This is a genomic window from Vallitalea pronyensis, from assembly GCF_018141445.1.
In the GTDB taxonomy this organism is placed as follows: Bacteria; Bacillota; Clostridia; order Lachnospirales; family Vallitaleaceae; genus Vallitalea; species Vallitalea pronyensis.
The window spans coordinates 2,201,889-2,216,195 of record NZ_CP058649.1 but is presented as its reverse complement, the minus strand read 5'-3'; the positions used below and the strand labels follow the sequence as shown (position 1 = coordinate 2,216,195).

General features: G+C 38.3%; 12 protein-coding genes. 2 read left to right on the top strand and 10 right to left on the bottom strand.

Features of this window, described 5'->3' with window-relative positions; all coding sequences use genetic code 11:
- Window positions 1–71: 71 nt before the first annotated feature.
- From HZI73_RS09095 to HZI73_RS09050, 10 genes are all read right to left on the bottom strand, one after another.
- On the bottom strand, window positions 72–1,361 hold the full coding sequence (locus HZI73_RS09095; RefSeq protein WP_212697932.1) for an ABC transporter substrate-binding protein: 1,290 nt from the start codon (window positions 1,359–1,361) through the stop codon (window positions 72–74).
- Between the two features lie 382 nt (window positions 1,362–1,743).
- Window positions 1,744–2,130: a YbaN family protein gene (locus tag HZI73_RS09090; protein ID WP_212697931.1), complete on the bottom strand. Its 387-nt coding sequence runs from the start codon at window positions 2,128–2,130 to the stop codon at window positions 1,744–1,746.
- Window positions 2,131–2,152: 22 nt separating this feature from the next.
- On the bottom strand, window positions 2,153–2,467 hold the full coding sequence (locus HZI73_RS09085) for a DUF4491 family protein (protein ID WP_212697930.1): 315 nt from the start codon (window positions 2,465–2,467) through the stop codon (window positions 2,153–2,155).
- Between the two features lie 278 nt (window positions 2,468–2,745).
- The gene (locus HZI73_RS09080; RefSeq protein WP_212697929.1) at window positions 2,746–3,069 is read right to left on the bottom strand and encodes an L-rhamnose mutarotase; all 324 of its coding nucleotides are present in this window, start codon (window positions 3,067–3,069) and stop codon (window positions 2,746–2,748) included.
- A gap of 47 nt (window positions 3,070–3,116) precedes the next feature.
- Window positions 3,117–4,316: a uroporphyrinogen decarboxylase family protein gene (locus tag HZI73_RS09075; protein WP_212697928.1), complete on the bottom strand. Its 1,200-nt coding sequence runs from the start codon at window positions 4,314–4,316 to the stop codon at window positions 3,117–3,119.
- Between the two features lie 14 nt (window positions 4,317–4,330).
- Window positions 4,331–5,548, bottom strand: a complete 1,218-nt coding sequence (locus tag HZI73_RS09070) for a sugar ABC transporter substrate-binding protein (protein ID WP_212697927.1) — start codon at window positions 5,546–5,548, stop codon at window positions 4,331–4,333.
- A 131-nt stretch (window positions 5,549–5,679) separates the two neighbouring features.
- Window positions 5,680–6,792 (bottom strand): ABC transporter permease, encoded by a 1,113-nt coding sequence (locus HZI73_RS09065; protein WP_212697926.1) that lies wholly within the window; start codon window positions 6,790–6,792, stop codon window positions 5,680–5,682.
- 19 nt (window positions 6,793–6,811) lie between these two features.
- Complete coding sequence (locus HZI73_RS09060) at window positions 6,812–7,837, bottom strand: ABC transporter permease (protein ID WP_212697925.1); 1,026 nt, start codon at window positions 7,835–7,837, stop codon at window positions 6,812–6,814.
- Window positions 7,800–9,338 (bottom strand): sugar ABC transporter ATP-binding protein, encoded by a 1,539-nt coding sequence (locus HZI73_RS09055; protein ID WP_246552431.1) that lies wholly within the window; start codon window positions 9,336–9,338, stop codon window positions 7,800–7,802. Before HZI73_RS09055 ends, HZI73_RS09060 begins: the two co-directional genes overlap by 38 nt.
- A 119-nt stretch (window positions 9,339–9,457) precedes the next feature.
- Window positions 9,458–10,663, bottom strand: coding sequence for a sugar ABC transporter substrate-binding protein (locus tag HZI73_RS09050; RefSeq protein WP_212697924.1), 1,206 nt, complete (start codon window positions 10,661–10,663; stop codon window positions 9,458–9,460).
- Window positions 10,664–10,880: 217 nt separating this feature from the next.
- Between HZI73_RS09050 and HZI73_RS09045 the strand changes: the two genes are divergently transcribed.
- The gene (locus tag HZI73_RS09045) at window positions 10,881–12,485 is read left to right on the top strand and encodes a response regulator transcription factor (protein WP_212697923.1); all 1,605 of its coding nucleotides are present in this window, start codon (window positions 10,881–10,883) and stop codon (window positions 12,483–12,485) included.
- Entirely contained in the window at window positions 12,482–14,290 is a 1,809-nt protein-coding gene (locus tag HZI73_RS09040; RefSeq protein WP_212697922.1) for a cache domain-containing sensor histidine kinase, read from the top strand. The genes HZI73_RS09045 and HZI73_RS09040 overlap by 4 nt, the downstream gene beginning before the upstream one ends.
- Window positions 14,291–14,307: the final 17 nt, after the last annotated feature.

Sequence of the window (14,307 nt, the reverse complement as noted above, 5' to 3'; positions counted from 1 at the left end):
AGAAGGGCTGTATCAAAATACAATTTTTGACTGAACAGCCCTTCTTTTCATATTCATTTATGATGTTAAATCTACTGCATCTGAGATTTAACTTGTTCTTCTGCCTTCTTAAGTGCTTCTTCAATGGAGCCACCATTGTATATTTCTGGCATCACACCAAAAATAGCTGCATCGGCTTCATATGTGTATAAACCATAACTGATGGAAGGAATTTTCTGCATCCATTCGGAAAAATCACTATATACTTTTTGACCACCAAAATATTCATCTTCCTTTGTATAGGCTGAACCGGATTGAGATGGAATGTAGGAACCAACTGCGCCTCGATTCACTAAGATATCTTGGTAGAAATCTACATTTGATCCATAAATGGTATTTAAGAAGTCTACAGCTGTTTTTGTGCTCTTAGAGCTTGATAAAACATACCAGCTTGATCCGCCAAGATTAGATGCATTTACCGCTCCAGGTAAATCTAATCGTGGTGTTGGTGCTACAGCCCATAAGCCAGATTGAGATGCTTCTGCTTTTACAGAACCTGTAATCCATACACCTGTTGTTACAGAAGCTACATCCCCTGTATTCAATGCGCCTACCCATTCACCCCAACCACTTGTTGGTTTAGCGATACCTGAATCAAACAATTCTTTATAGATTCTAGCTGATTCTTGAATGGCTTTGTTATTGGCAACGTTAAGCTTTCCAGATTCATCAAAGTACCATGAACCTGCTGAGTTCATCATCACACGCATAAGACCACCGTCATTGGCATCAAGAGCTAACATATGCTTACCTGTTTTATCTAATACATTTTTACCAATCTCAATATACTGATCCCATGTTATATTTTCTAAATCAGCAGCGGAATAACCTGCTTGCTCTAAATAATCAGTTCGGTAGTAGAAACCTGTTGCACCTGAGTCAAAAGGTACACCATAAACTTTTTCATCAAGAGTCATGAGACCCACTTTATAAGGTGCAAAATCACTGTGCTTTAATTTTCCTGTTAAGTCTTCAAAACTACCAGGATAGGATTGTAAATATTTTTGTGCATTATAGTCTTCAATTAAAACAATATCTGGAAGACCTTCTGTGGTACCTGATGCCAAGTTTGTATGTAATTTTTGCTCCAAGTCACCCTTAGCATAATCTACAATTTCAATTTCAACTTTTGGGTTATCTTTTAGATAGATCTCTTTTGCTTGCTCCATAATTGCAATGTTAAAGTTTGGATCCCATGCCCATATGGTGATTTTACCTTCATCTGCTGCACTGCTATCCACCTTCTTATCTGCACTTTCACCACACCCAACTAAGGCTGTTATTAAAACAATCATCACTAACATTGAACATAATTTTTTCATAATACCCTCCTAGTATTTCTTATTTTTATTTGATCGTGTGCCATTTTTGTCATGTTACCACGAACTAGACTTACTTTATTCAATAAATAAAGTATGTTTTCATCATACCACCCTTTTTATGTAATTGCAATATTTTTTTTAATAGACTTCACTTTTTTTTGGTTATTTTATATAGAATCTTATCTTTCAACTGTTGAACTTGAATAACAATACTAAAAAATTAGGTCATATCCTGGATTTTCATTAGTCACTATACCAGATGAAAGGTGACCACGTCTGTCTTGTGAAGGATGTTTACATCATACCTTGTGTATGCATGTCGCGAGCGTTTCCTAAAAGACAAGAAAAGAGCTTGCTTAGACATTGAAATCTAACCAAGCTCTTATTCTCTTTCCTTGCAGTTAACTTTTTCTACATTATTTAACGATAATATATAGATGCTTGCGCCCACACCTACAAAAAATAACATATAGCACATGAATGCCTTATTGATAACAATCATGGTGATAATAAGGGATAACCACATGGATGATATGGCAATAATCTTCGTATTTTTACTTATGGCTCTTAATTCTAAATAATTATAGACATAAGGTCCCAATGTTTTATGATGAACTAGCCATGTATATAGCCTTTTGGAGCTTTTAATAAAGCAACCGGCAGCTAACAGCAATAAGGGTGTTGTTGGTAGTAGTGGCAACATAATGCCTATAATCCCTAGTGCAAGAGCAATGAAACCAGCCATGATTAAGATTACTTTTTTAATCATATCATCCTTCCTTTCAGTAACGTTAGACTACCTTATTGTTATTCCCTATTTTATATACCCGATTGGGATTACGTGGAAATCTGCCTTCTAATACCCTCTGTTCCTGTTCAATAACTTCTTTTATACTCCAAAAACAACAAAAAGCAAAAGTGGCCAGCACTGTAGAACCGGTAATGTTTTGCACCACTAAGGCTAAACCAAGGGTTATGATGCCTAATACCACAAATAAACCAATACTTTTTCGACCTAAATAATACTCCGCCTTGATAACAATAGGGTGAAATAACCCGATAAGTAAGAATACCATAATACCATGAAACACGCCAGTAAAATTCATATAAAAACCTCCTTTATGACAAGGCATAATCTGACAAGGGGACGTTTCGCGTGTCATCCCCATACCATGAAAACATGACAAGGGAAACGTCCCCCTGTCAGATTAGCCATGAAAACATAACACGCGAAACGTCCCCTTGTCAGATTATGCCCCTTTATATGGTTAAACATTCTATTGATGTTGGATATTTCCTTCTTATTTTATATGTTTTTTATGTGTTGGACGTGTAAAAGGGTAAAGCACCCTAACATGTGTCAGTGTACTTTACCCTCATCCTGTTAATCTTGATGAAAGACTTCTTCCATTACAGCCCACCATTCCCCTTCTTTTCTTGTTTCTAGAGGTTCTTGGCAAGGCTTACAGCATGCCCACCACTTTTGTGTAATAGGGTCAGCTGCCATTTTGGCCATATCTGCTTCGTAGTTGGTTCCTGTGTATTCATAATAACTAAATAAGTAACCATCCTTATAATAAATAGAATAGTTCTGTATGTGACATCTTTTGATCATGTTCAATACATCTGGCCATACTTCCGCATGCAGTTTTTTATAGGTTTCAAGTTTATCGGGTTTAACTTTTATGACTGTGCCATATCGTTTCATCTTATCACCCTCTCATTAAATATCATAATAACCAAGTATAAATGGTCTTACTGGATGGTTAGCTTTTTATCTAAACTAGCTATTTCTTCTTGGATTCTTTCCATGTCAAGGGGATAATGTCCGTATTCTCTTACAACTTGCAATGCATAGCGATAACTTTCTGGTTCCACATCATTACTGATGGAGTGGTCGGATTGGCATATCCAGCCGCCTGCATGTGCTGCCTGCATTTTATAGAGTACTTCTCGTTTTATAGCATCTAGATGACCTGATTCTAATATGCGCATATCGATGTTGCCGCAAAAGCCTAATTGACCGCCGTATGTTTTTTCTATTTGGACAATATCAAGATCAGCCTTGACTTCCAGAGGATTATAATAATCCAGTCCTAATTCAACCAAGTCCTTGTAAATGGCAGATGCATTACCACAACCGTGGTATATAACTGTTAAATCATGTCCATGGCAGATGTCAATGAGCTCTTTTGTTATAGGTTTAAAATACTTACGCCACATGGCTGGACTAAAGAGCATACCATTACGGTAAGCAACATCCCCCCAGATAATCATACCCGACAGTCTTCCTCTTCCTTCTTTAATCTGGGCTTTTGTCAGTTCTACAAGAAAATGGCCTATCCGCTTCATAAAGTCCCCAAAGGCTTCAGGTTCCATGGCCATCCACATTAATGCATTTTCTGTACCCAGTATACGCCATACATATTCGTACCCTTCACACACCGAGCCAAAGACAGGCAATATATTCTTGTATGTATCTACCCTATCTGACCATGCAGGAATATCTCTTAATAAGACATCGGTAACGCAGTTAATTTGATCATCTCCACCATGGTTAAAGCGTCTTGTATCTGTTGGATCATCAAAGGTAAACGTAGCCATTTCCTTTGGCTGTTGAATAGAGAAGCTGTCATAATGAGGCATAACGATGTCTCCTGAACGATGGATAATCGCTTCAAAACCTGTTCGTATATAGATATCATCACCTTTTTGCTTCACGATTTCAAAGGGTTTAATGTGGGGATCCAGATTAGGTGTAATGGGTATATAATCTAAATCAAAAAACACATAGGGGTCAAAATCTTCTCCCCATTTAGAGATACATTTGTCTATAAACCCTGTCCAGAAGAATTCACCAACAGGTATTCGATCACATTGATAATTAAAGGCGGCTGCATCTTTTATTCTTTGTAATTTCTCAGCCACGCAATCTTGGTTTCCCATTTTTTTCATTTCCTTTCATCTACCTACCATTGAGCTGGCATATAATTCTCTACATCCTCTGCTGTAATAATATGTCTTGGTAAATAAGCAACCGGGTCCATGGTTTCTCCATTAAAATAGCGCACAGCTGTAAAAAGAGCAATGGCCCCATCACCTTCTGCAGATTGATAGGTAATCCCTGCACAAACGCCATTCTTCACAGCATCCATACCTGTTTTACTATTACCTGCTGCTACCACAATTATATCTTCTCTTCCAGCATTTTTCAATGCTTCTTCCGTACCTGTCATACTAAAACCGTCACCTGCAAGGATTAAACCTTTTAACTCATCGCCGTATTTTGTAATCCAATCAGAGACCAGTTGCATGGTAGCTTCTGCTTCTAAGTTTGCTGTATCCATGGCTAATAATTCCATATCCGGTGCATAGTTCACTAATTCAGTAACAGGTGCAAATGTTCTTGCAAAGTAAGGGGATGAACCTGGCATATGCCTCACAATGGCATAACCACCCTTTTTACCCATTTCATCTGCAAAGTATCTGGCTAACATTCTAAATTGTCCCCAATCATCTGGTCCAGTCCAAGCTGTACAATATTTCATAGCCGCTTCGGCTGGGATTGTATTGGAAGCTATAATGGGTATGCCTGCTTGATTAATCTTACGCATTAATGGTGCACAAGCCGTTGCATCCACAGGTGCGAAAATAATGGCATCTGGTTGATCATTAATGGCTTGATCCACCTGTTGTGATTGTAAATCCATGTTCCAGTTACCATTGAGTATTTTAACATCAATGGCATAAGCATCTGCTATTTGCTTAAAACCATTCACATATGCTGTCCAATAAGGGTGATCTCCTGCCTTTAATAAAACAACTTTTTTATTGAGCGCGCCGTCTGCTGGGGATTCTGGTAAGTTTTCTTTGACAGTTTTCCATCCTGCATATTCAATATCCCACCAATGTCCCTCATCTTCTTCAGGTAATGCTTTGGGATCTGCTGGACGTTCGGGTACAGGTTTTTTCTCAGTGTTTAAGATTAACGGTTGACCATCACTGCCGATAATGGAATACACATCAATGGCTTTGGATTTTTCTAAATTGGACTTTTCTTCTGTGGTTTCACTGACAGTTGTGGCAGGTTTTGTTTCAGGTTCTTCTTCTTTTTTTGCGGTACATCCTGCACATAAAATCACCAATAATGTCACGATTAATAGGATGCTAAAACTTTTTTTAAACATAGTTTAAACCCTCCATTTTATAATTTATTGTTTTATTTCATTTATAAAAAATAATAATCATACTGTATGTTCCTAGCCATCATTGCCTTCTCATGCCATGATCACATAATAAGCCGTATCATTATCATCTTTTACCCTCTGTTTTGTATTTCTTTTAGTAATTCTGGCCGCTGTCCTTTCAACATCTCATGACGATAGTTGGAATAAGCTTCATAGAAAACAACCACTGCTAGAATCAAGCCGTTAATGAATATTTGTATTTCAAAGCCAAGACTGAAACACCCAATCATGTTAAAAAGCACTTGAAACATTAAGACCCCAAAATAACTTTTTAATAGATGACCTTTCCCACCAGTTAATTGGGTACCACCAATAATAACCGCTGCAAGGGATGTCATCAGCGCCTTCTGAGCAAATATAAAGCGAGCCGTCATGGAACTCAGTCGCATGGCAAATATAGAACCAGCTAAAGCTGCTGTTATACCACAGATGACAAAGCCTAATACGATGTACATATCTTTGTTGATGCCTGCCAGCCATGCTGTTTCTGGATTACCACCTACCACATAAAATCCTTTTCCAAATCGTGTATGATCTAGAAAAAATATACCGATTCCTATGACCATAAAAGTAATAATGACAATGGGTGAGAATAATTTGGTCGTAAGCCACAAGACCACAAATAGAGCAGGCAGCACAACGCTGCTTATACCTTTGACCGATTTCAAATCAGGTTTACTAAGCACAATTAACAATATAATAACGGCAATAACCGTGATGATAAACCAGATGGGAAATTGGCCTGTTTCCAAAAATTCACCAAGGGTATAATCGTCAATACTTTTCGTACCCCCATCACTATAGAGATGAAGAACACCTCGAATAATGGTCATGGTGCCAATGGTTGCAATAAAAGAATGAATCTTGAACTTGGCTACAACAATGCCGTTAAACAAACCGATGACTGCACCTGCTAATACTGCCATGCCTAAGCTTAACCACCAACCCATGGTAGGCTGCAACCCCACACAAAGCATGCCGCAGAATTGGGCTGTAGCTCCTATGGATAAATCAATCTGTGCCAGAATAAAAACAAGGGTAAAGCCTACTGAAATAATAGCTAACATGCATCCCGAAATTAAGATGGTGGTGATATTCATCCGATTAGCAAAGTTGGGAGCAAATAATGCAGAGAAACAAGCCAATAAGATAAGCAAAAGCAATGCTCGATTGTTATCAATCATGGAAACAAGTGTATTTTTTTTATGCAAAGTCTTTACCTGCCTTTCTTAACTTATAGGTATGTAATGCAACAACTGCTATAAATACTAATCCCACAAACACATTTTGAACAGCCGTTGGGATACCAATAAATGTGAGGATGTTATTGAGTAGTCCAATAACCAGTACACCACCAAGCGCGCCCCACACACTGCCTCGACCACCTGATAATGCCATACCACCGATGACAATGGCTGTAACGCTCTTAAAATCGTAGCCCTCCCCCAAGTAAAATACACCTAACTTATTCATGGATGTAATAAATATACCGGCAATGGATGCTGTAAATGAGCTGATTAAAAAAGCGATTAAAACGGTTTTCTTCACATGAATACCTGTACATTTCGCCACCTGATAAGCGGAACCCACCAGTTTTAGCTGATTACCAAATTTTGTTTTCTTCATGACCATATCTGCTATGATGTACAAAACAATCATGACCAGAATGAGTAAGGGTATCGGCCCAATATTGGTTCTAAAAATACTGACAAATAATGCCCCTGATGTACCCGGTTCTAGATCAGGATATAACTGATTACCTGACCAAACATAACGCATGATACCTTCCATACCAAATTGCATGGCTAATGTCCACAAAATCGCATTGGCTCGTATGTAACCTACCACGATACCATTGACGAGTCCTATGAGCATACCAAAGATGATACCTAGAATTAAAGCTGGTACAAGACCTAGGTAAAGAAATTGTACCGTGATAATACCGGAAAATGCCATGGCCGATGGCACACTCATATCTGCCATTTGAGAACTATAGATGACAAAGGATAAGCCGCAGGCGGTGATACCTAACATACCAACACTTCTTAGTATGTTTAATAAATTGTCAGGTGTTAAAAACTTTGACGGTTCCACAAGGATGCCAAAAGCGATTAAGCATAAGGCAATGACATAGACCCCTGCTTTATCGAATAGTTTCCCAACAACTTTCTTATCATCCATGTCCGTAAATCTAGCTTGTAACGACGTTGTGTTCCCTTTGGCAGACATCACATACACTCCCTTCCCCATTAGCTGCTAATAATGCCGTTTCTTCTGTCAACTGATCTTTTTGCATTTCGCCAATGATGTACCCTCCACGAATCACATAAGCTCTATCGGATAAACCAACAAGCTCTGGCAGGTCTGACGTCATGAGCAATATGGTTGTTCCATGATCAGCTAATGCCATGACCACATCATGTATGATTTGCTTGGCGCCAACATCCACACCTCGTGTTGGCTCATCCAGTATAAGAATATCTGGCTTAGTTGCCAGCCATTTTCCCAATAATATTTTCTGCTGGTTGCCCCCTGATAAACTGTTAACGCCTGCTTTTGGATTAGGGGGACTTACTTGTAATTTTTCCAGCTGCTCCATGACAATATTGACCGTATCTTTCTTACGATAAAAACCCCCATGGCAGTACTCGGGAATTAAGGCAGACAAGATATTGTCTTCATTGGTTAATCGTAAAAATAACCCCTGAGATTTTCTGTCTTCGGATAAATAAGCAAACCCATGTCTGATCCCTTCATCATAGTTTTTAGGTGTGACATCCTTTCCATCTTTTATCACCATGCCTTGGTGGGTGGGGTCAATACCTACGATACACCTGGCTAATTCGGTACGACCTGCACCGGATAGACCCATGAACCCTAGAATTTCACCTTTCTTTGCCTTAAAAGACATGTTATGTATAAAGCCCTTTCGTGTTAAATCTTTTACTTCGAGATAGGTATCCCCTACGTGTCCACTACGCTTCATATAAAACTTATCAATGGACTTTCCTACCATCATGTGTACCAATTCTTCAGAGGTGACATCCTGAATAGGACGGGTATCGATTTTTTTCCCATCTCGCATAACCGTTACTTTATCTGCTATTTTAAATATCTCTGGCAAATGATGGGAAATGTAAATGATGGCTAAACCTTGCTTTTTCAGTCCTTTAATGATGTTAAATAACATCTGAGCTTCTTCTCGTGATAATGCAGATGTTGGTTCATCGAAGACAAGAATATTAGGGTTGTTTCCCATAACCTTTGCAATCTCTACCAACTGAGCTTGGTGCTGGCTGATCTCCGATATATGGAGCATGGGATCTAAATCTAGATTCACTGTAGCCAAACATGCTTTCGCTTCTTGTACCATGGCTTTTTTATCCAAGACGAAGCCATATTTTACAGGCAAACGCCCCACTAGTATATTCTCTGCAATGCTAATAGGTCGTGCTAAACTAAGTTCCTGATAGATCATACCAATGCCGTTTTTCTTGGACACGGATGGCGAATGAAGTAATTTCTTTTCTCCATTGATTAAGATGTCACCTGTGTAGTCGTTATAAGAGCCTGCAATCATCTTCATAAGGGTAGATTTTCCAGCGCCATTTTCCCCCATAAGGGCATGCACTTCACCTGCATGAAATGTCACACTGACATCATCTACTGCCAGCGTTCCAGGAAATCTCTTACACACATGTTGCACTTCAAGTACTGCTTTACCTGACAAATTATATCCCCACTTTCTTATATAAACTTTATATTTATTTTATATTTCATAATTTTCTGTATTTTTACAGGAGAGGAACACCACTTTTAATAAGTCTGGTATCCCCGTTATATGATTTTTTACCATTGAGCTGGCATGTATTTATCCACGTTTTCTCGGGTAATGATGTTGCTTGATAAATAATAAATGGGTTGAATATCTTCACCCTTGAACCAATCGGCTGCAACCTTCATAGGCAGTGCGCCATCGGCTTCTGCAGATTGATAGGTGATTGCAAATAAATCCCCGTTTTTAACCGCATCCATACCGTGTTTACCATTTCCTGATGCCACAATGATGATATCCCCTCTTCCCATTTCCTTACATGCATCAATGGCACCGATGGCTTGAATGGAATCGTCACTGCACACAATACCTTTGAGCCCATAGCCATATTGGTCAATCCACTGAAGTACCATGTCTTTGGATTCATCATAATCAAAGGCACAATCTTTTGAAACCAATGTGATGATCTCTGGTGCATAAACCATCAGCTCTGTAATAGGCGCCCATGTTCTGGAATAATAAGGGGAACCTCCTACAGGTGTATGTCTGAGATAACCGACGCCACCTTGTTTGTTCATTTTATCCGCAAGCACACGTGAAAGCTTCTCAAAATTCGCCCAGTCATCCGGTCCAGACCATGCAAGGCAATACTTTAAAGCTTCGGATTCAGGAAGTGTATTAAATAAGATAAGGGGTATGCCTGCATCATTAATTTTTTTGGCTTGTGTGATAGCCTCTTTTGTATCCATTGAAGCCAATAGAATCATATCCACCTTTTCTTCAATGGCCTCATCAATGTATTGGTTTTGTAGCTGAAGATCTTGATTAGCATTTAACATTTTAAAATCGATTTCATAAGCATCTGCCACTTTTTTAGCACCAATACCAACTGCTGTCCAATAAGGATGTCGACTGGTGACAATAACCGATACCTTTTTCCCCTTAGGTCCATCACCAGGTGATACAGGCATGTTTATTTTTTCCGTCACCCATCCTGGATATTCAATATCAAACCAATGGCGTGCATTATCTGGAGGCAATAATTCTGGCTGGGAAGGTCTTGGGGGTATTTCTTTCTTTTCTGTTGGATAGATGAGCAGCTGGCCATCATAAGATTTTAAGTGCGTCATATCAACTTCTGGTTCATTGTAATCCTTATCTTGGGGTAAAAGATTATTTTCTGAAGGATGTAGCCTTTCTCCTATTTCATCTGAACGCCTTGCACAGCCAACTAGTATAAGTGCTATGGTTATCAACAGTGCTAATAATGTTTTCAACATGACACCCTCCTCCAAAGTATTCTATTGTTTAATATTAGCACATTCCCTTCACACCTGTTAATCCCATTATAATTTTTTATTCATGGATTGTTAATTCAATTTTTTAACACATGATGGTCCATTTATTAACAATAAGCCTTACATCATTGATTTTTCAACAATAGGGTGATATGCTTTTTATAGGAATAATGATTATATGAATAAGGTGGGACTTCATATGTACAAACTTTTAATTGTAGATGATGAAAAACTCGTACGTTCTTCCATTAGCCAAATTATTGATTGGCATTCTTTAGGATTTTCGGAGGTTTATGAAGCTGAAGATGGTGAGCAAGCTTTGGACATAGCTTTGAAAATTAAGCCCCATCTTATACTGACGGACATCAAGATGCCCTTTATGGATGGTCTTGCATTAACAAAACACATTAAAAAGCATCTTCCTGCTTCTTACATGGTTATTCTAAGCGGTTACGATGAATTTGAATTAGCTCAAGAAGCCATATGCCTTGGGGTAAAAGATTATATTCTCAAACCCATTGGTGCCAAAACCCTCTATGGTAAAATAAAGGCTATCTGTCAAGAGATGAACGGTGAGTTGAAACAGAGGGATTACCTCACAAAAATGAAAAACCAACTGCATCAGAGCTTACCATTACTAAGAGAAAGACTGCTGCATCAGCTAATCTGTACACCAGGGAACAATGAGCGTATCCTAGAAGGGTTACAAGCCTTAGAGATTTCCTTTGATGTTTCCCCCTATAGTGTATGCGTTGTTGAACCTGATCTAAGTGCCATTCAAGCAAAAGATGATGAATTGTATTGTTTTGCTGTTAAAAATATTATTTCCGATACAATCGGCAAACAGTATGATGTGTTTTCGGATCATGCTAGCCGAATTATCCTTGTTTTTAATAACCATCCTTACTTAACATCCTTGGAAAATCGAAATATATTATCCACTACACTTCAAGTCATTCAGAACAATGTAAACGATCACCTGCACATACCGCTAACATCCGCCATGGGTACAACTGTTAAGGAAATGCACTTGCTTCATAACTCATACACAAAAGCTTTATTAGCTCTTGAATGTAAATACACCCTTGGGAAAAACAATATCTACGATATACATGACTTGGATTACATACAATCTGAGTTTTACTACCCTTTTGATACAAGCAGTTATTTATTGGAAGCCATTAAAGCAGGTGAAATAAAAAATATCAAACATACCTTGCTGAGTATTGCCAGTTTATTAAAAAAACAAGAAACCCTGACGTTTGTTAACATTAAATTAATCTTTATAGAAATCATTACGAATATACTAAAAGTCATGGCAAAAACCAATGGCCTATCCACCACCATATGGGCAGAAGGTATTGCCCTTTATGATACCTTAGAGAAACTGAACACCATTGATGATATGGTAAAACCTGTGGAAGCTTTTTGCATGCATGTTGCCGAAAAGCTCACACTATCAAGAAATAATAGCAACCATAATATTATAGCCAAAGCAAAGCATTACATAGACCACCACTATCACCTTGAAGATTTATCCCTTAATACCGTTGCTGATGCCGCTTGTGTTAGCCCTGTCTACTTAAGTTCTCTCTTTAAAAAAGAAACGGGTATAAACTTCAAAAATTATCTCATCAACAAAAGAATGGAAAAGGCCATGGAGCTCTTGAAAACCACACAATTAAAAACCTATGAGATCGCTCATCTTGTAGGCTTCCCAAATCCCCACTATTTTAGTGTTTCTTTTAGAAAATATACAGGTGAATCCCCAACAGACTATAGAAAAAACGTGGAGGCATCATGATGCATAGAATGAAAAACATGCTCTATAACATCCAGCATATCAGTATACGTACAAAACTACTCCTCTCTTTTTCTCTTGTCATTATTGCCTTAATCAGTTCAACCTTGTTGTTCGCTCTTTCTAAATATAATGCCAAACTTCTCAATAACAACATTGATTATTCCAAAAAAGTAACCTCATCGCTTATGGAAAATGCCGATGAATACCTGAGCCAGCTTAAAAATATCTCCAATGTTATTGCGTATAACCACCATGTGCAGAAATACCTCAACCAACATGATTCTTATTACCCTATGGACTCGTCGGATAGTTTTCAGCGAACCTTAGAGTTGCTTTCTAATATTCTCACATCACGAAGCGATATAGACTCTATTTTAATCTTTGATAATAGCCGCTTATCTGTATTCAAAAGCATGCATCTGGACTTGAATACGGCTTACGATTATAAGAGCCAACCTTGGTATAAGGCTATATCACAATCAGGTGTTACACCCCAAGTTTCTGGTCCTCATCAACAGGATTATTTAGATGACTTAGGTCCTTCTGTCTTTTCCGTTAACCGAACCATCCAACGTTATGATGGCCTGAAAGAAACAGGTGTTATGCATATCAGTGTGAATACGTCTGAAATTAAGACATTCTGTGACTCAGCCAATTTCTATAAAAATGGTCTCATCTTTATTGTCAATCAAGCTGGTGAGATTATTTATCATCCGGACGATGCTGATGATCTGTCTGATGACTATACCTTTAAAAGCCACATGGATGATTTAACCACCCGGTTGATTCATCAGGATCATAACATATTTACCACGTATATTCATGAAGAAAAGTATCAAATCGTTTCAAAAAGCATGTCCAATGCGCCATGGTATATTGTTGCTGCCACTCCTTATAAGAGTATTACAGAAGATGCGGAGCAAATCAAAAAAATTATCCTATCTATGGGTGTATTGGCATTGATTTTTGCACTTGCCATTACTTATGTGCTATCCACAGCCATTACCAACCCCATTCTTAAACTTCGAAAATGTATGGCTCAAGTTCAACAAGGTAACCTTACCATTCGAGCGGATATTAAGTCCCATGATGAGATTGGTATCTTATCATCCCGTTTTAACAGCATGTTAGAACAGATTGAAAAATTAATGGCTCAAGTCATATCCGACCAGGAACAGAAACGAAAACTTGAGTTAAAAACCCTTCAGGCACAGATTAATCCCCACTTTCTATACAATACACTGGACTCGATTATTTGGATGGCAGAGAGTAAAAATGACAACATCGTACCCATGACGGAATCCCTATCTAAGCTTTTTAGACTAAGTCTAAGCCGTGGTCAGGATATTATCCCGTTATCCTCTGAGCTTCAGCATATCAAGCATTATCTTTTTATACAGAGTATGCGCTATGAGGATAAGTTTACATACACCATTACAACTCAAGATCACATAGTAGACTATAAGATCATTAAGCTTATTCTGCAACCACTGGTAGAGAATGCCATTTATCATGGTATTAAAAACAAACGGGAAAAAGGCTGTATTCATATTGATGCTTATACAGAAGGAGATAAAGTCATCATTTCAATTGCTGATGATGGGATTGGTATGGATGCAGAAACATGTGAGGCTATTCTCTCCCATGCCTATGAAACCAATCAGCGTAGCAGCTCAGGCATTGGCGTGCATAATGTGAATGAACGTATTAAATTGTACTTTGGTTGTGGCTTTGGCCTTCAATATAAAAGTACCCTTGGTGTTGGAACAACTGTCTATATTCATCTGCCTATTATTACATCTTAATAAAGAACACCTTTGCC